Origin of the sequence: Clostridium tyrobutyricum, assembly GCF_019144085.1 — a bacterium.
Lineage (GTDB): Bacteria > Bacillota > Clostridia > Clostridiales > Clostridiaceae > Clostridium_B > Clostridium_B tyrobutyricum_A.
In genome coordinates this window covers 26430-41837 of record NZ_JAHHUY010000019.1, presented here as the reverse complement: position 1 = coordinate 41837, position 15408 = coordinate 26430, and the positions used below count along the sequence as shown (strand labels likewise).

The 15408-nt window shown below is 32.1% G+C and carries 18 protein-coding genes; 6 read left to right on the top strand and 12 right to left on the bottom strand.

The genetic code is table 11. From position 1 onward, the window contains the following. Positions 1–49: 49 nt before the first annotated feature. From KM800_RS09730 to KM800_RS09705, 6 genes are all read left to right on the top strand, one after another. Entirely contained in the window at positions 50–295 is a 246-nt protein-coding gene (locus tag KM800_RS09730; protein WP_017751447.1) for a TM1266 family iron-only hydrogenase system putative regulator, read from the top strand. A gap of 15 nt (positions 296–310) precedes the next feature. Then, positions 311–1522: a [FeFe] hydrogenase H-cluster maturation GTPase HydF gene (gene hydF, locus KM800_RS09725; protein ID WP_217812907.1), complete on the top strand. Its 1212-nt coding sequence runs from the start codon at positions 311–313 to the stop codon at positions 1520–1522. A 203-nt stretch (positions 1523–1725) separates the two neighbouring features. Next, positions 1726–2217, top strand: a complete 492-nt coding sequence (locus KM800_RS09720; RefSeq protein ID WP_217812906.1) for a dUTP diphosphatase — start codon at positions 1726–1728, stop codon at positions 2215–2217. A 135-nt stretch (positions 2218–2352) separates the two neighbouring features. Beyond that, the gene (locus KM800_RS09715; protein WP_217812905.1) at positions 2353–2787 is read left to right on the top strand and encodes a DMT family transporter; all 435 of its coding nucleotides are present in this window, start codon (positions 2353–2355) and stop codon (positions 2785–2787) included. Positions 2788–2856: 69 nt separating this feature from the next. Beyond that, positions 2857–4050 (top strand): S8 family serine peptidase, encoded by a 1194-nt coding sequence (locus KM800_RS09710; RefSeq protein ID WP_217812904.1) that lies wholly within the window; start codon positions 2857–2859, stop codon positions 4048–4050. A 61-nt stretch (positions 4051–4111) separates the two neighbouring features. After that, positions 4112–4633 carry a ferritin gene (locus KM800_RS09705; RefSeq protein WP_217812903.1) on the top strand — a complete coding sequence of 174 codons (522 nt, stop codon included), beginning with the start codon at positions 4112–4114 and terminating at the stop codon, positions 4631–4633. A gap of 46 nt (positions 4634–4679) precedes the next feature. Here KM800_RS09705 and KM800_RS09700 read toward each other — a convergent pair whose 3' ends face one another. Genes KM800_RS09700 through KM800_RS09645 form a run of 12 tightly spaced genes read right to left on the bottom strand, consistent with a single transcriptional unit; the run spans position 4680 to position 15353 of the window. Continuing rightward, on the bottom strand, positions 4680–5525 hold the full coding sequence (locus tag KM800_RS09700; RefSeq protein WP_217812902.1) for an acetyl-CoA carboxylase carboxyltransferase subunit alpha: 846 nt from the start codon (positions 5523–5525) through the stop codon (positions 4680–4682). A 29-nt stretch (positions 5526–5554) separates the two neighbouring features. Further along, positions 5555–6430, bottom strand: a complete 876-nt coding sequence (gene accD / locus KM800_RS09695; protein WP_217812901.1) for an acetyl-CoA carboxylase, carboxyltransferase subunit beta — start codon at positions 6428–6430, stop codon at positions 5555–5557. 40 nt (positions 6431–6470) lie between these two features. Beyond that, complete coding sequence (locus tag KM800_RS09690) at positions 6471–7823, bottom strand: acetyl-CoA carboxylase biotin carboxylase subunit (RefSeq protein WP_217812900.1); 1353 nt, start codon at positions 7821–7823, stop codon at positions 6471–6473. Between the two features lie 34 nt (positions 7824–7857). Continuing rightward, positions 7858–8307 carry a 3-hydroxyacyl-ACP dehydratase FabZ gene (gene fabZ, locus KM800_RS09685; RefSeq protein ID WP_217812899.1) on the bottom strand — a complete coding sequence of 150 codons (450 nt, stop codon included), beginning with the start codon at positions 8305–8307 and terminating at the stop codon, positions 7858–7860. A gap of 11 nt (positions 8308–8318) precedes the next feature. Then, positions 8319–8822: an acetyl-CoA carboxylase biotin carboxyl carrier protein gene (gene accB / locus KM800_RS09680; RefSeq protein ID WP_217812898.1), complete on the bottom strand. Its 504-nt coding sequence runs from the start codon at positions 8820–8822 to the stop codon at positions 8319–8321. Between the two features lies 1 nt (position 8823). Then, on the bottom strand, positions 8824–10062 hold the full coding sequence (gene fabF, locus KM800_RS09675; protein WP_217812897.1) for a beta-ketoacyl-ACP synthase II: 1239 nt from the start codon (positions 10060–10062) through the stop codon (positions 8824–8826). Positions 10063–10104: 42 nt separating this feature from the next. Further along, positions 10105–10851 (bottom strand): 3-oxoacyl-[acyl-carrier-protein] reductase, encoded by a 747-nt coding sequence (fabG, locus tag KM800_RS09670; protein ID WP_217812896.1) that lies wholly within the window; start codon positions 10849–10851, stop codon positions 10105–10107. Positions 10852–10866: 15 nt separating this feature from the next. Continuing rightward, positions 10867–11802: an ACP S-malonyltransferase gene (gene fabD, locus KM800_RS09665; RefSeq protein WP_217812895.1), complete on the bottom strand. Its 936-nt coding sequence runs from the start codon at positions 11800–11802 to the stop codon at positions 10867–10869. A gap of 18 nt (positions 11803–11820) precedes the next feature. Beyond that, positions 11821–12762 (bottom strand): enoyl-[acyl-carrier-protein] reductase FabK, encoded by a 942-nt coding sequence (gene fabK / locus KM800_RS09660; protein ID WP_217812894.1) that lies wholly within the window; start codon positions 12760–12762, stop codon positions 11821–11823. A gap of 45 nt (positions 12763–12807) precedes the next feature. After that, positions 12808–13782 carry a beta-ketoacyl-ACP synthase III gene (locus KM800_RS09655; protein ID WP_217812893.1) on the bottom strand — a complete coding sequence of 325 codons (975 nt, stop codon included), beginning with the start codon at positions 13780–13782 and terminating at the stop codon, positions 12808–12810. A 23-nt stretch (positions 13783–13805) separates the two neighbouring features. Further along, a complete protein-coding gene (locus KM800_RS09650; RefSeq protein ID WP_217812892.1) occupies positions 13806–14267 on the bottom strand; it encodes a MarR family winged helix-turn-helix transcriptional regulator in 462 nt (153 codons plus the stop codon). 12 nt (positions 14268–14279) lie between these two features. Continuing rightward, the gene (locus tag KM800_RS09645; protein WP_217812891.1) at positions 14280–15353 is read right to left on the bottom strand and encodes an NAD(P)H-dependent flavin oxidoreductase; all 1074 of its coding nucleotides are present in this window, start codon (positions 15351–15353) and stop codon (positions 14280–14282) included. Positions 15354–15408: the final 55 nt, after the last annotated feature.

Sequence of the window (15408 nt, the reverse complement as noted above, 5' to 3'; positions counted from 1 at the left end):
TATATAATTATAATTAATTTATCTTAGTATTTAGATTGGTGGGTGTGTTATGGAAAAAAGAATAGGTGTAGTTGGAATAGTTGTAAAAGACTTGGATAATGCTTCAACAGTAAATAAAATACTTCATACTTTCGCTCATATAATAGTAGGTAGAATGGGAATTCCATATAAAGAGAAAAATATATCTATAATATCTTTAATAGTGGATGGTACTTCAGATGAAATAAGTTCTATGACAGGAAAACTTGGCAAAATCGATGGAATAACTGTAAAAGTTGCAATAACAAAAAAATAACAAGGAGTTGATATTATGCAGGATACTCCAAAGGCAAACAGACTACATATTGCGTTATTTGGAAGAAGAAATGCTGGAAAATCCAGTCTTATAAACTCAATAACAGGTCAGGATATTGCACTTGTATCAGAATTTTTAGGAACAACTACCGACCCTGTATACAAAGCTATGGAACTCCCACCTATTGGTCCTGTAGTCATAATAGATACAGCAGGATTAGATGATACAGGTACACTTGGGGAACTTAGAATAAAGAAGACAAAAGAAGTAATGGACAAAACTGATCTGGCAATTTTGGTATTTACTAAGGAAAATCTTGATCTGACCTTTGAAAAAAATTGGTATAGTAAATTGAAAGAATGTAAAATACCTACAATCGGAGTATTAAATAAAATAGACAATGGAATAGACATAGACGGAACTTTGAAGTTTCTAGAAAAACAATTTTCCATACCTTTTATACAGGTAAGTGCCAAAATGAATAAAAATATAGGCTCTTTAAAAGAAGCAATTCAAGCAAATGCACCTACAGATTTTGAAAAGGAAACTATAGTAGGAGATATACTTTCACCTAAATCTAAAGTAATATTAGTTGCTCCACAAGATCTAGAGGCACCTAAAGGAAGACTTATACTTCCTCAAGTCCAAGTTATAAGAGATGTACTGGATCATGACTGTCTTGCACTTACAGTTAAGGATTCAGAACTTTCAGATATGCTTGCATGCTTAAAAAATGATCCTGATCTTGTAATTACAGATTCTCAAGTATTCGGGAAAGTAAATAAAATATTGCCTGAACATATTCCTCTTACTTCATTTTCCATATTAATGGCAAGATACAAGGGTGATTTAAAAACATTAGTCAACGGTGCCAAAGCCATAGATAAATTAAAACCAGGGGACAAAGTTTTAATAGCAGAAGCCTGTACACATCATGCTTTAAAAAATGATATAGGCAGAGATAAAATTCCAAGATGGCTAAAAAATAAAGTAGATGGAAATCTAGATGTAACAGTAAAATCAGGAGTTGATTTTCCTGAGGATTTAACACCTTATAATATAATAATACACTGCGGTTCCTGTATGTTTAACAGAAAACAATTTATTACAAGACTTATAAGAGCACAATCGCAAAATATTCCAATAACAAATTATGGAATAGCTATAGCTCATTTAAATGGAATATTAGACAAAGTTACAAATATGTTTTTTAATGATAAGGAGTAAAGGAAGAATTAAAGTAATATTCTTCCTTTACTCCTTATCATTTAATAAAAAATTTTTAAATTTTTTTGGTGCAATCGATTGCACCTTATTTCAATATTTAATAAATTTAGATAAAATATATATGTGGGAGTTTTTAAATTAATTGTTATAATGAACAATTAATATTATTTAATTATAAGTATATAGAAGGGCGGCTCTATTATATGAATCTTATAAATTTATTTGAATTACAACAAAATTTAGATGTAAGAATTAGAAAAGAGCAGGGGTTAGAACATGAATCTCTTCTTTCACAAAAAACGCTAGCATTGCAAGTAGAAATAGCTGAATTAGCCAATGAATCTCGCTGTTATAAGTTTTGGAATAGCACTAATATTTCAAATAATAAATCAATCCTTGAATCACTTGTCAATTCTCTGTATTTTTTATTGTCTCTAGGTATAGAAAAAAACTTTAATGATATAAATACCATCCAATATAGAGAAAACAAAGCAAACATAACTTCTCAATTTTTAAATTTATATGTAGATATAAATGATTTTATAGTCTGTTCTTCTAAAGATCACTACATAACCTTATTTGAGGACTTTTTAAGTATTACTTTAAGTCTTGGATATTCTCCTGATACTATTATAAAAGAATATACCAATATTTATATTAGTGGACATTATCTAGGTGAAAAACAATATTTGTAATAAAAAAAGAGATTTTTATTAAATCTCTTTTTTATTAAATCCATAACTCAATACTGAATAAAGCTTCACTTTATAATATTTCTGTATTTTGGTTACACTATTTTATATACAAAATACAAAAAAGAAGGTGAAACTATGTTAGGTATTCTATCTTCCATAATATCTGGAATGGTGATGAGCATACAAGGTGTTTTTAATACTAGATTAAGTGAAAAAATAGGTCTTTTGGAAACTACAGCTATAGTACAAGGAATAGGTTTTATAATAACTTTACTCCTAGTACTTATACTAGGAAAAGGTGATATACATAATATAAAAATGTGTAAAAAAATTTATCTTTTAGGCGGTGTACTTGGCATCATAATAACCTTTACCGTAATGTACGGTATAAAATCACTAGGTCCATCCTACTGCACTATATTAATTTTACTTGCTCAAGTGATAGCAGCTTGCGTAATAGAAACTTTTGGACTATTCGATACAAAAACTATAAAATTTAATTGGAATGAAATAATTGGAATTGTTTTTATGATAGTAGGTATAATTGTATTGAAATGGCAAATTAAATAAGAAAATTAGTCAATATCATGTTTGCTATTACATATATAATATAATAGGATTAATTTTTAGGAGCATATCATGTTTGCTATAAAAAACAAATTAGAATTAAACTTAAAATCAGCTTTAAAAAATAAATATTACAAAAATTACAGAGTTATAATTCAGTGCAGTTCCCTAATAGACCATATAGAAAAAAAAATTAAAAGCTATAGTGGTGAATTATTACATTCGATACCTTGTATAAATTGCATATGCGCCATTTTAAGTAATCGTGCTTTAAACAGATTAATAGAATTTCCTGAGGTAAAATATGTTACTTGGGATATAAAAGCCAATCTATGTGGTAAAAATGTGCTAACTGCAAATAGAATAGGCTTCTCAGATAATTATAAACTTACAGGTAAAAACATATGCATAGGTCTTATAGATTCCGGTACTTATCCTCATCCAGATTTAATAGGTGACAAAAATAAAATCAGAAAATTTCTAGACTTGATAAATCATCATAAGTATCCTTATGATGATAATGGACACGGTACATTTATAAGTGGATTAATATCAGGAAGTGGGAAATCATCTGAAGGTTTATATTGCGGTATAGCTAAAAATAGTACTATATATTCTATAAAAGCATTTAATGCTCTTGGTACAGCTTATATAAGTGATATATTATTCTCTCTTCAAACACTGATAGATGAAGCATCAGATTTAAACTTAAAGGTAATCTGCCTTCCCTTTGAAGTAAATACAAGAGATGAATTCATATTGAATCTATTTCAATCAATTTTCGATATAGCTGTAAAAAATAATATAGCAATAATTACTGCATCTGGTAATAATTTAAATCATGAAAATAGTATCCAAGGTATAGCTTTATTAAAAAACTGTATAACAGTAGGTGGTATTGATACAAGTTCGAAGAACATAAAACCTTATAAATATTCATCTTCCGGTCCATTTTCCAAAGTTCAAAAACCTGATCTAGTAGCTGCCTGTGTAGATATTTGCTCCACTAATACAAATGTAAATTATATCTCTGAAAGAAATGGTAAAAAGTTATATCCAATTTCTTTAAAAGATCCTTATATATGTTATACTGGTACTTCCTGTGCAGCTGCATATGTAAGTGGTATATGTGCATTATTATATGAAAATAAGCCGGATATCACCTTTATCGATCTTATTGCAATAATAAAAATATCTTGTAAATCATTAGACTTGCCAAAATATTTTCAGGGATCAGGTATGATAGAATTTGAAAAACTTATGTAAAATGTGCTATTATAATTAATATAAGTTATTAATTACCAAAGATTAAAAGGAGGATTTACTTATGTTAAGTGATAGACTTGTAACTGCTATAAATGATCAGATAAATTACGAGATGTATTCTGCAAACATATACTTTGCAATGCAGGCATATTGTGATTCATTAGACCTTGATGGTTTTTCGAATTTTTTTAAAGTTCAGATTGAAGAGGAAAACTTCCATACATCCAAATTTTATAATTTTTTAAGCCAAATGGATGCAAGAACAAATATTGGAGCAATAGAAGCACCATCCAATAATTATGATTCAATTCTTGATGCTTTTAAAGAAGCTCTAAATCATGAAAAAAAAGTTACTAAAAGAATTTACAACCTTATGAATATAGCAACAGAAGAAAGAGATCATGCCACAATGAGCTTACTCAAATGGTTTATTGATGAACAGGTTGAAGAAGAGGATACCTTTAACAAATTAATTAAAAAATTAGAGAGAATAGGAGATAACGCGGCTGCTCTTTATATGTTAGATACAGAATTGCAGTCAAGAGCTTTTGTTCCTCCTACTACTTCAAATGCAGCAAATTAATATAATATATTATTTAAGAATAACTATAGATATTCCTAATCTATAGTTATTCTTTATATTTTCCAATTTTTCTGAATTTATCATATCTTTGATCTAAGAGTTCCTGAGTAGTATATTTTTTAAATATTCCTATACTTTCTACAAGTTCATTTTTCATAAAAGCTGCCATCTTGCCTAAATCCTTATGTGCACCACCTTGAGGTTCCTTTAAAACTTTCTCTATTACATCATAATACTTTAAGTCCTTGGCAGTACATTTCATAACTTCAGCAGCTTGTTCTGCTTTAGATCCATCACGCCAAAGTATTCCAGCAAATCCTTCAGGTGATAATATTGAATAAACAGAGTTTTCAAGCATCCAAACTGAATTAGCTACAGCAAATGCAAGTGCTCCACCACTTCCGCCTTCTCCTATAACTATTGATATTATAGGAACCTTTAAGTTGAACATCTCTATCAAATTACTTGCTATAGCCTCACCCTGTCCTCTTTCTTCTGCTTCCATTCCACAAAAGGCCCCAGGGGTATCCACAAAACATATGATAGGCCTATCAAATTTTTCCGCCTGTTTCATAAGTCTTAAACTTTTTCTATATCCTTCTGGCTCTGGCATACCAAAGTTTCTTTCTATGTTTTCCTTGGTATTTCGTCCCTTCTGCTGACCTACTACAGTAACTGGCTCTCCCTCTAAAAGTGCAATTCCACCTACAATTGATGGATCATCGCCAAAATACCTGTCTCCATGAAATTCCATAAAATCATCAAATATTTTCTCTATATAATCTAAAGAAGTAGGTCTTTCAATCATCCTGGCAAGTTTTACTTTCTGCCATGCTGTCCTATTATCCAGCTTTTCATTTAAAATATCTTGTAACTTTGAAATTCTACCCATATCAAAACCTCCCTTCAATTTAAATTTTCCTATCTATTTCTATCATGCATAAACAATATATTTTTTAAGATATTTTTCAAATTTTCTCTGGAAACTATACTATCTACAAAACCATGGTGAAGTAAAAATTCTGCACTTTGAAAACCTTCTGGAAGCTTTTGTCTTATAGTTTGTTCTATTACCCTTTTTCCAGCAAAACCTATAAGAGCATTTGGTTCTGCTAAAATTATATCACCAAGCATGGCAAAACTTGCTGTAACTCCACCTGTTGTAGGATCTGTAATTACTGATATATACAATAATCCTTCATTGTTTAATTTATTAAGTGCAGCACTTATTTTTGCCATCTGCATTAGGGAAAATATTCCTTCCTGCATTCTTGCCCCACCAGAAGTTGTAAAAATAATTAAAGGCAAATGAAATTCTATAGCTTTCTCAACTGCCCTTGTAATCTTCTCTCCAACTACAGATCCCATACTTCCCATCATAAAATTACTGTCCATAACACAAATTACTGTTTGCATATCTCCTATAGTTCCTCGGCCAGTTATTACAGCTTCTTTCATCCCTGTCTTTTTGCTCATTACATCTATTTTTTCTTCATATCCTTTAAATTCTATAGGATTGGCAGATTCCATGTCGCTATCAAATTCCTCAAAACTACCCTTATCCATTATAAGTTCTAATCTTTCTTTTGAATTCATTCTAAAATGATGACCACAATACTGACATACTTTATTATTTCTATCTAAATCCTTTTTATATAAAGCTCTTTTACACTTACTACATTTTATCCACATACCATTTGGTATAAATGGTTTTACATCTGAATCTTCAGCGGCATTTCTAAGAGACTCCTGGCTTACAGTAATATATTTTGTCCTTTTAAAAAATTCATTCAACAAGCTTTATTCAACTCCTTCCCCATGTAATGTACAAATAATTTTAGTAGCTTAAATTTTTCATGTATTTTTCTATATATTTTGTATCATAAGTTCCCTTTACAAATTCTTCACTGTTAAGCAAATCAAATTGGAAGTCTATATTAGTACTGATTCCACCTATAACAAATTCTCCCAATGCTCTTCTCATTCTATCTATTGCCTCTTGTCTATCTGAGCCATATACTATTAATTTAGCTATCATGGAATCATAAAATGGAGGTATTTTATATCCTGAATAAACAGCACTATCTACTCTAACATTAAATCCTCCTGGAATACATAGTTCTTTTATAATACCAGGACAAGGCATGAAATTTTTACTTACATCTTCTGCATTTATTCTACATTCTATAGAATGTCCATGTATATTTATATCCTGTTGAGAAATACTTAACTTTTCTCCTGCAGCAATTTTAATTTGTTCCTTTACTAAGTCTATTCCTGTTACCATTTCAGTTATAGGATGCTCTACTTGAATTCTAGTATTCATTTCCATAAAATAATAGTTTTTATTTTTATCAAGAAGAAATTCCACAGTACCTGCATTATTATATGAAACAGCCTTGGCAGCCTTTACAGCTGTCTCACCCATGATTTTTCTAAGTTCTTCTGTCATAACCGGACTTGGTGCTTCTTCCATCACCTTTTGATTTCTTCTCTGCATTGAACAATCTCTTTCACCTAGATATACTATATTGCCAAAATTATCACCTAATATTTGAAACTCAATATGCTTTGGTCTTTCTATAAATTTTTCCAAATATATAGTTCCATCTCCAAATGCTGCTTCTGCTTCTGCTTTTGCATTCTCATAATTTTTTATGATATCCTTCTCTTCATATACAATTCTTATTCCCCTGCCACCACCTCCAGCAGATGCTTTTATCATTACTGGATAACCGATACGTGATGCAGTTTTCAAGAGATCTTCCTCATTTTCAATTGCTCCTTTAGAACCTGGAACAATAGGTATTCCTGCTTTTATCATTATATCCCTGGCATTTGATTTATTTCCCATATTATCAATACACTCTGGATCAGGCCCTATAAATGTAATATTACATTCTTGGCATATCTTTGCAAATTTGCTATTTTCAGATAAAAATCCAAAACCAGGATGAATTGCCTGTGCTCCTGACAAAACTGTTGCACTTATTATATTTTGTACATTTAAATAACTATCTTTAGGTGAAGCTGGACCTATACAAACAGCCTCATCTGCCATTTGTGCATGAAGAGCATCTTTATCTGCTTCAGAATAGACTGCTACTGTAGCTATCCCCATTTCTCTGCATGCTCTTATTATCCTAACTGCTATTTCACCCCTATTGGCAATCAAAATTTTATTAAACACTTTTAAAATTCACTCCTAATATTTTAGTTTTTATCTATTTTCCTATCATAAACATCAATTCTGCTTCAGCGGCTTTTTTATCTCCAACATATGCAATACCTTTTCCTATTCCTGCCGGACCTTTTATCTTCATAATTTCTACTTCAAGTCTTAAAGTATCTCCTGGAACAACTTTTCTTCTAAATTTAGCTTTATTTATTCCACCAAAGAAAGCTATCTTTCCCTTAAATTCATCTTTGGTAAGTATAGCTGCAGCTCCAGCTTGAGCTAATGATTCAACTATAAGTACTCCAGGCATTACAGGTTCTTCTGGAAAATGACCCTGAAAAAAATATTCGTTTCCAGTTACATTTTTATAGGCAACCACTTTTTTGCCCGGTTCCATGTAATCTACTTTATCTATTAACAAAAAAGGATATCTATGAGGAATAATCTCTTTAATTTCCTTTATACCTAAATTCACATTAAAATTTTGATCTTCCATAATTACGCTCCTTAGCTATTAAGTTTTATCTTAAATAGTGTCTGCCCATATTCTACCATATCCTGATTTTTGGCAACAACTTCTACAATTTCTCCATCAACATCACTTTGTATCTCATTCATAATCTTCATAGCTTCTATTATACAAAGTGTATCTCCCTTTTTAACCTTATCTCCTATTGATACATAATCTGGTTTATCAGGGCCTGACTTAATATAAAATGTTCCAACTATAGGTGCTGCTATTTCCTTGATAGTATCATCTTGCTTAACTTCCTGTTTGATATTTGGAATATCCTTTATCTCTTCATCATCAGTGTCTTTTTTAGATTCCTTAATCTGTTTAAACTGATCTTTTAATTCTTCCAAATTATTATCTGGATGACTTAATTTTATTAAACCAGATTCACCTTTTTTTTTCATAACTATGGAAATATCCTGCCAATTGACTTCTAAATATCCAAGACTTGAACTATCCATAGTCTGTATCATCTCTTCAATTGCTTTAAAATCCAAATTACTCACTCCATTTTTTTAATAAAATTACTGCATTATGTCCACCAAATCCAAATGAATTTGACATGGCATATTCTACTTTAGTTTGTCTTCCAACATTAGGAACATAATCCAAATCACATTCCTCATCTTTTTCCTTATAACCTATAGTAGGTGGAACAAAATCATCTTGAATAGACTTAACACATACTATAGCTTCTATAGCACCTGCAGCACCTAGTAAATGTCCTGTCATGGACTTAGTTGAACTTACTGGTATGTTATATGCAGCATCTCCAAATAGTCTTTTTATAGCTTTAGTCTCCCCACTGTCATTTGATGCAGTACTAGTACCATGTGCATTTATATAAGATACTTCCTTTTTATCTATTCCTGCTTCTTCGATAGCTATATTCATAGCATTTGCTGCTCCTTTACCAAGAGGATCTACAGATGTTATATGGTAGGCATCACAAGTAGAGCCATATCCAACTACTTCTGAATATATTTTCGCATCTCTCTTTTTAGCATGATCCATAGATTCCAATATAACAATTCCTGATCCTTCACCCATGACAAATCCATTTCTATCCCTGTCAAATGGAATAGAAGCTCTTTTAGGATCATCACTTTTGCTAAGTGCGGTTAAAGATACAAATCCAGCTATAGAAAGAGGAGTAACACATGCTTCTGTACCACCTGCAATTATAACATCTGCAGTACCGTTTTGAATCATTCTATAGGCTTCTCCTATACAATTAGTACCTGTTGCACAAGCTGTAACAACATTGGTACATACACCTTTAGCTCCAAACTTTATAGCAATATTACCAGCAGCCATATTACTTATAATCATTGGAATGAACAATGGATGCACTCTATTTGGTCCTTTATCTATAAGTGTCCTGTCCTGTTTTTCCAAAGTTCCTATTCCTCCGATGCCGGAACCTACTACAACCCCAAATCTTTCTTTATCCAAACTGTCTAAATTCAATCCTGAATCTTTAATTGCCTCATTTGCCGCTGTAAGCGCAAATTGTGCAAATCTATCCAGTCTTCTTGATTCCCTTCTATCTAAAAAATCAGTAGGATTGAAATCCTTAACTTCTGCTGCAACTTTAGCTTTAAACTCACTTGTATCAAAAGCCTTAATAAAATCTATTCCGCAGACTCCATTTTTTATGTTATTCCAAAATGTATCCACATTATTTCCTACTGGTGTAATTGCTCCAAGACCTGTAATTACAACCCTATTTTTCATATACTTCACCAACCTCTAAATAATATTTTATCATTGAGTACCCTACATTACCATTCCACCATCTATATTTATTACCTGTCCAGTAATATAATCTGCATTGCTGGATGCCAAAAATGCGACTGTATTTGCTATATCTTCCGGATTTCCGATTCTTTTTAATGGTATACTATTTAAAATGTTTTCCTTCGTCTTTTGTGGTAATATTTCTGTCATACTTGTATTTATAAATCCAGGAGCCACTGCATTGACATTTATCTTCCTTGAAGCAAGTTCTCTTGCAGCAGACTTAGTTAATCCAATTATACCAGCCTTTGCTGCAGAATAATTTACTTGACCAGCATTACCTGTTATACCTACTACTGAAGATATGTTTATTATCTTTCCAGTTCTTTTTTTAACCATGATAGGAGATACATGCCTTATACAATTGAAAGCTCCTTTTAAATTTACTTCAATGACTCTATCAAAATCTTCTTCTTTCATTCTAAGTATTAATCCATCTCTTGTTATTCCAGCATTGTTTACAAGTATATCTATTGTTTGAAATGCTTCTACTGCCTTTTCCATAATATTTTTGGCATCAGAGAATGAACTTACATCTCCACGCACTGTTACAACTTTGCTTCCAAAACTTTCAATTTCACTTACAAGTTCTTTTAAGGACTCTGAATCACTTCTATAATTTATTACTATATTAGCCCCTTCTTTTGCAAGTCTCAATGCAATAGCTCTACCAATGCCTTTAGCAGCTCCTGTAACTACAGCTACTTTTCCTTTTATACCTTCCATTTAAATTTCTCCAATCTAATTTTTTAATTTTTCTATTGTTGAATTTAAGGAATCTATATCCTGAACATTTAGTATGGTAACTTTTCTATTTACTCTTCTTACAAAACTGCTCAATACTTTTCCAGGTCCTATTTCTATAAACGTGTCAATCCCCATATCCATCATGTTTTTTATAGTCTTCTCAAAATAAACTGTGCTCATAACTTGTTTTTTTAGAAATGGCTTTACATCATTTACATCTTCTATTATCTCACCTGTAACGTTTGTAATTACAGGAACATCAAACTTTGAAATATTTATGTTTTTAAGTTCTACTTCTAGTTTTTTTGCTGCAGGTTCCATCATGGATGTATGAAATGGACCACTTACAGAAAGTTCTACAGCTTTTCTTGCTCCTCTTTCAATTGCTACTTTAGAAGCTTTTTTTACTGCCAGCTCTTCTCCTGAAATAGCAATCTGACCAGGACAATTTAAGTTGGCTATTTCAACTATCCCTGAATCAGAACAATCATTGCATATGCCCTCAACCTGAGAAGCTTCTAATCCGATTATAGCCGACATAGCTCCTATTCCTTGAGGAACTGCCTCCTGCATATACTTACCTCTCTTTTTAACTAGTACTACAGCATCCTTAAAACTAAATGCTCCACTTAAAACCAAAGCTGAATATTCTCCAAGGCTTAACCCGGCCGTAATATCAGGTTTTATTCCATGCTGTTCCAAAGCTCTAAGTGCTGCAATACTTGTTGTCAAAATTGCAGGTTGGGTATTCTCTGTTTCATCTAGTTGCTCTTTCGGACCTGAAAAGCACATATTACTTATAGAAAATCCCAAGGCCTCATCTGCACTTTCAAATACTTTTCTTGAAGACTCTACATTTTCATAAAGATCTTTTCCCATGCCTATGTATTGAGCTCCCTGTCCTGAAAATAAAAATGCTATTTTTCCCATATTATCCTCCCAAAACTTTTACTTAACAATATTCTCCAATCTACTTAAACTATTAACTAATTCTGAAAATATATCCTGAATTATCTCATCTGCACTTTGTTCTTTTTTTACAAGTCCAGCTATTTGTCCTGCCATAACTGATCCATTATCAACATCACCTTCTCGAGCAGCTTTAACAAGCGCTCCCTTTCCAAGTCTCTCATACTCACTAAGTGGAGCATTATCTTTTTCTAGAAGCTGAAATTTCCTAGTCAATTTATTCCTAAGTACTCTCACAGGGTGTCCTGTTACTCTTCCAGTAACTTGCGAATCAATATCTTTTGCACGTATAACCCTGTCTTTATACTCCTGACATACTGTACATTCTTTTGCCACCAAAAATCTAGTTCCGAGTTGCACTCCAGAAGCACCAAGCATAAAGGCAGCTGCCACACCTCTTCCATCGCCTATTCCACCTGCTGCAATAACAGGAATATTGACTGCATCTACAACTTGAGGTACCAATGCCATGGTAGTAAGTTCCCCTACATGCCCTCCTGATTCACAACCTTCTGCAATAACAGCATCCACTCCATATCTTTCCATTCTCTTTGCAAGTGCTACTGATGCTACTACTGGTATAACTTTAATGTCATTTTGTTTCCATATATTTATGTATTTACCTGGATTTCCTGCTCCAGTAGTAACTACTTTTACACCTTCTTCACATACCATTTTAGCTACTTCTTCTGCTGTTTCAGAGAGAAGCATTATATTTACTCCAAAAGGTTTATCTGTGAGCTTTTTAGTCTTTCTTATCTCATTTCTAACCCAATCAAGAGGTGCATTTCCTGTGATTATTCCCAAGCCTCCAGCATTTGATACGGCAGCAGCCAGCGAGCTATCAGCTATCCATGCCATACCTCCCTGTATAATGGGATATTTTATACCTACCATCTTAGAAAATTCGCAATTAACCATATGGTACCTCCTTATTTATATATTATAACTTTAATAAACCTAATTTTATATTTCAATTAATGATCCGCCATAAGTTAATCCTCCGCCAAATCCTACTAAAATAACAGTATCCCCCTGTTTAAATATTCCATTTCTATAGGCTTCATCAAAAGCTATTCCTATACTGGCCGCAGAAGTATTACCATATTTGTCTAAATCTATATAAAATTTATCTGTAGATATATTTAGTCTTTTAGCTGCAGCTTCTATTATTCTAAAATTGGCCTGATGCGGTATTATACAATCTATTTCATCTATTGAGCGTCCAGAATCATGAAGCAATTTATTTATAGTTTTTTGCATTATCTTTACTGCAAATCTGAATATTTCTTTTCCATCCATCCTAACTACTGGATTGAACTTTTCTGTCTTTTTATCTACATAAGGATTATTGACAGAAACTGCACGACAGGTAAGTGCATCTCCCAAACGGCCATCTGACCCTGTATAAGTCGAAATTATCCCTTCTTTATCTCCAGATTTCAATACTGCTGCTGCAGCTCCATCTCCAAATAAAATACAGGTACTTCTATCTTTCCAATCAAGTATTTTCGAAAGGGTTTCTGCACCTATAATCAAAACTGTATTGGCTCTCCCAGTTTTGATAAATTGAGTTGCAATATCCATTGCATATATAAATCCAGAACAAGCAGCAGATACATCAAAACAAGTTGCATTTATAGCTTCTATATTATTTTGTATCATACAAGCTGTTGATGGTATAAAATTATCAGGAGTAGCCGTAGCTACTATTATAAAATCAATATCACCAGAAAATACTTTGGCCTTTTCCATAGCCTTTAATGCTGCTTTAGTAGCTATTTGCGATGTATCTTCCCCTTGTGAAATTCTTCTAGTTATTATACCTGTTCTACTTTTTATCCACTCATCGTTAGTATCTACCAGTCTGCTCAAGTCATCATTTGTTACTATATTGTCCGGTACATAACTGCCAGTACCGACAATTTTCACCTTATTCATCTTTTCCCCTTCTCTTAACATACTTATTTTTTTAAATTCTCAATATTGTATTTTGATTTGAAAAAATGGGTTAATTTTTTAAGTGATTGGATTAAAATTTTCTTTTCACTTTGACTCAATTCCTTTACACATTCATTAATCATATCCTGATGAAACTTTTGATGAATTCTATAAGCAAGTTCGCCATTTTCAGTTAAACTTATATATACAATTCGTCTATCTATATTACTTCTTTTTCTAATTACATATTTTTTCTTTACTAGATGATTTATGGCTATAGTTAATGTTCCCAATGTTATATCAAGTTTACCTGCTATTTCTGTCATCCTTTTAGAATCATATATTCCTATGGCATCTATAGTATGTACTTCTGAAATAGATAGATCCTTAAAATTCATATACCGAATAGATTTCTGCTCTATTTCCAATATATCATTAAAAGTATCTACTAATAACTCATTTATAATATTTAGCCCTATGTTCACCAAATCACCCTTCTAAAAATATGCTTTTTCAGCTTCAGAAATCAGTTCTTCCATAAGTTCTTTTACCTTCATTATTCTATCTACTCTATATGCATTACTTCCCACAAAAATAAGAGCTTCATCTAAATTGCCCTTAACTGCATTAATTAAAGCCCTGGATATACAATATGGGGTATCCTTAGGGTTACATTTTTTTAAACAATTATAGCATTTAACTGGAGCAATTCTATGATCTTCAGCTTTCTTTATAAACTTATTTTTTATTGCTCTTCCGGGAAGTCCAACAGGACTTTTAATTATCTTTATATCTTCTTCCTTTGCATTTACATAAGCATTTTTATATGCTATATCTGCATCACATTCTTCTGTAGCAGCAAAACGCGTTCCCATTTGAACTGCAGATACACCCATTTTTAAAAAGTGTGCTATATCAGCTCCTGTGAAGATGCCTCCAGCAGCAGCTACCGGAATCTTTTTATTATATTTTTCTTCAAAAGATTTTACAACTTTAATAACATCAGGTACAATGTTTTCCAATGTTTCTTTACCTGATGTTAATTGTTCTAGATGAAAGCCAAGATGTCCTCCTGCCTTAGGTCCTTCAACAACTACTAGATCGGGAAGTCTAGAATACTTTTTAAACCAGTGCCTGATTATAAGTGAAGCAGCCTTTCCGGAGGAAACTATAGGTGCTATTTTTATACTGCTGCCTTGAACTAGTTTTGGCAAAGTGAGCGGGAGTCCTGCTCCAGATATTATAATATCAGCCTTTTCCTCTATACAGGCCTCAACCATTTCATCATAATCGCTTACAGCTACCATTATATTTACTCCCAATATTCCTTTTGGGCTCATTTCTCTAGCTTTTCTCAATTCTTTTCTTATTGCTCTAACATTTGCATCTTTAGTATGGGTTTCAAAATCCGGTTCTCTATATCCTATTTGAACTCCAGATATTACTCCAATTCCACCTTCATTAGCTACAGCTTGAGCAAGTCTATATCCTGAAATTCCGACTCCCATTCCACCTTGTATAATAGGTACGTCGGCTTTTAAATCTCCTATAATAAGAGGAGGTAATCTCATCTGATCGTCTCCTTTGAAATAATTTTTAATTGTCTAATAATTTGATAATCAAAGT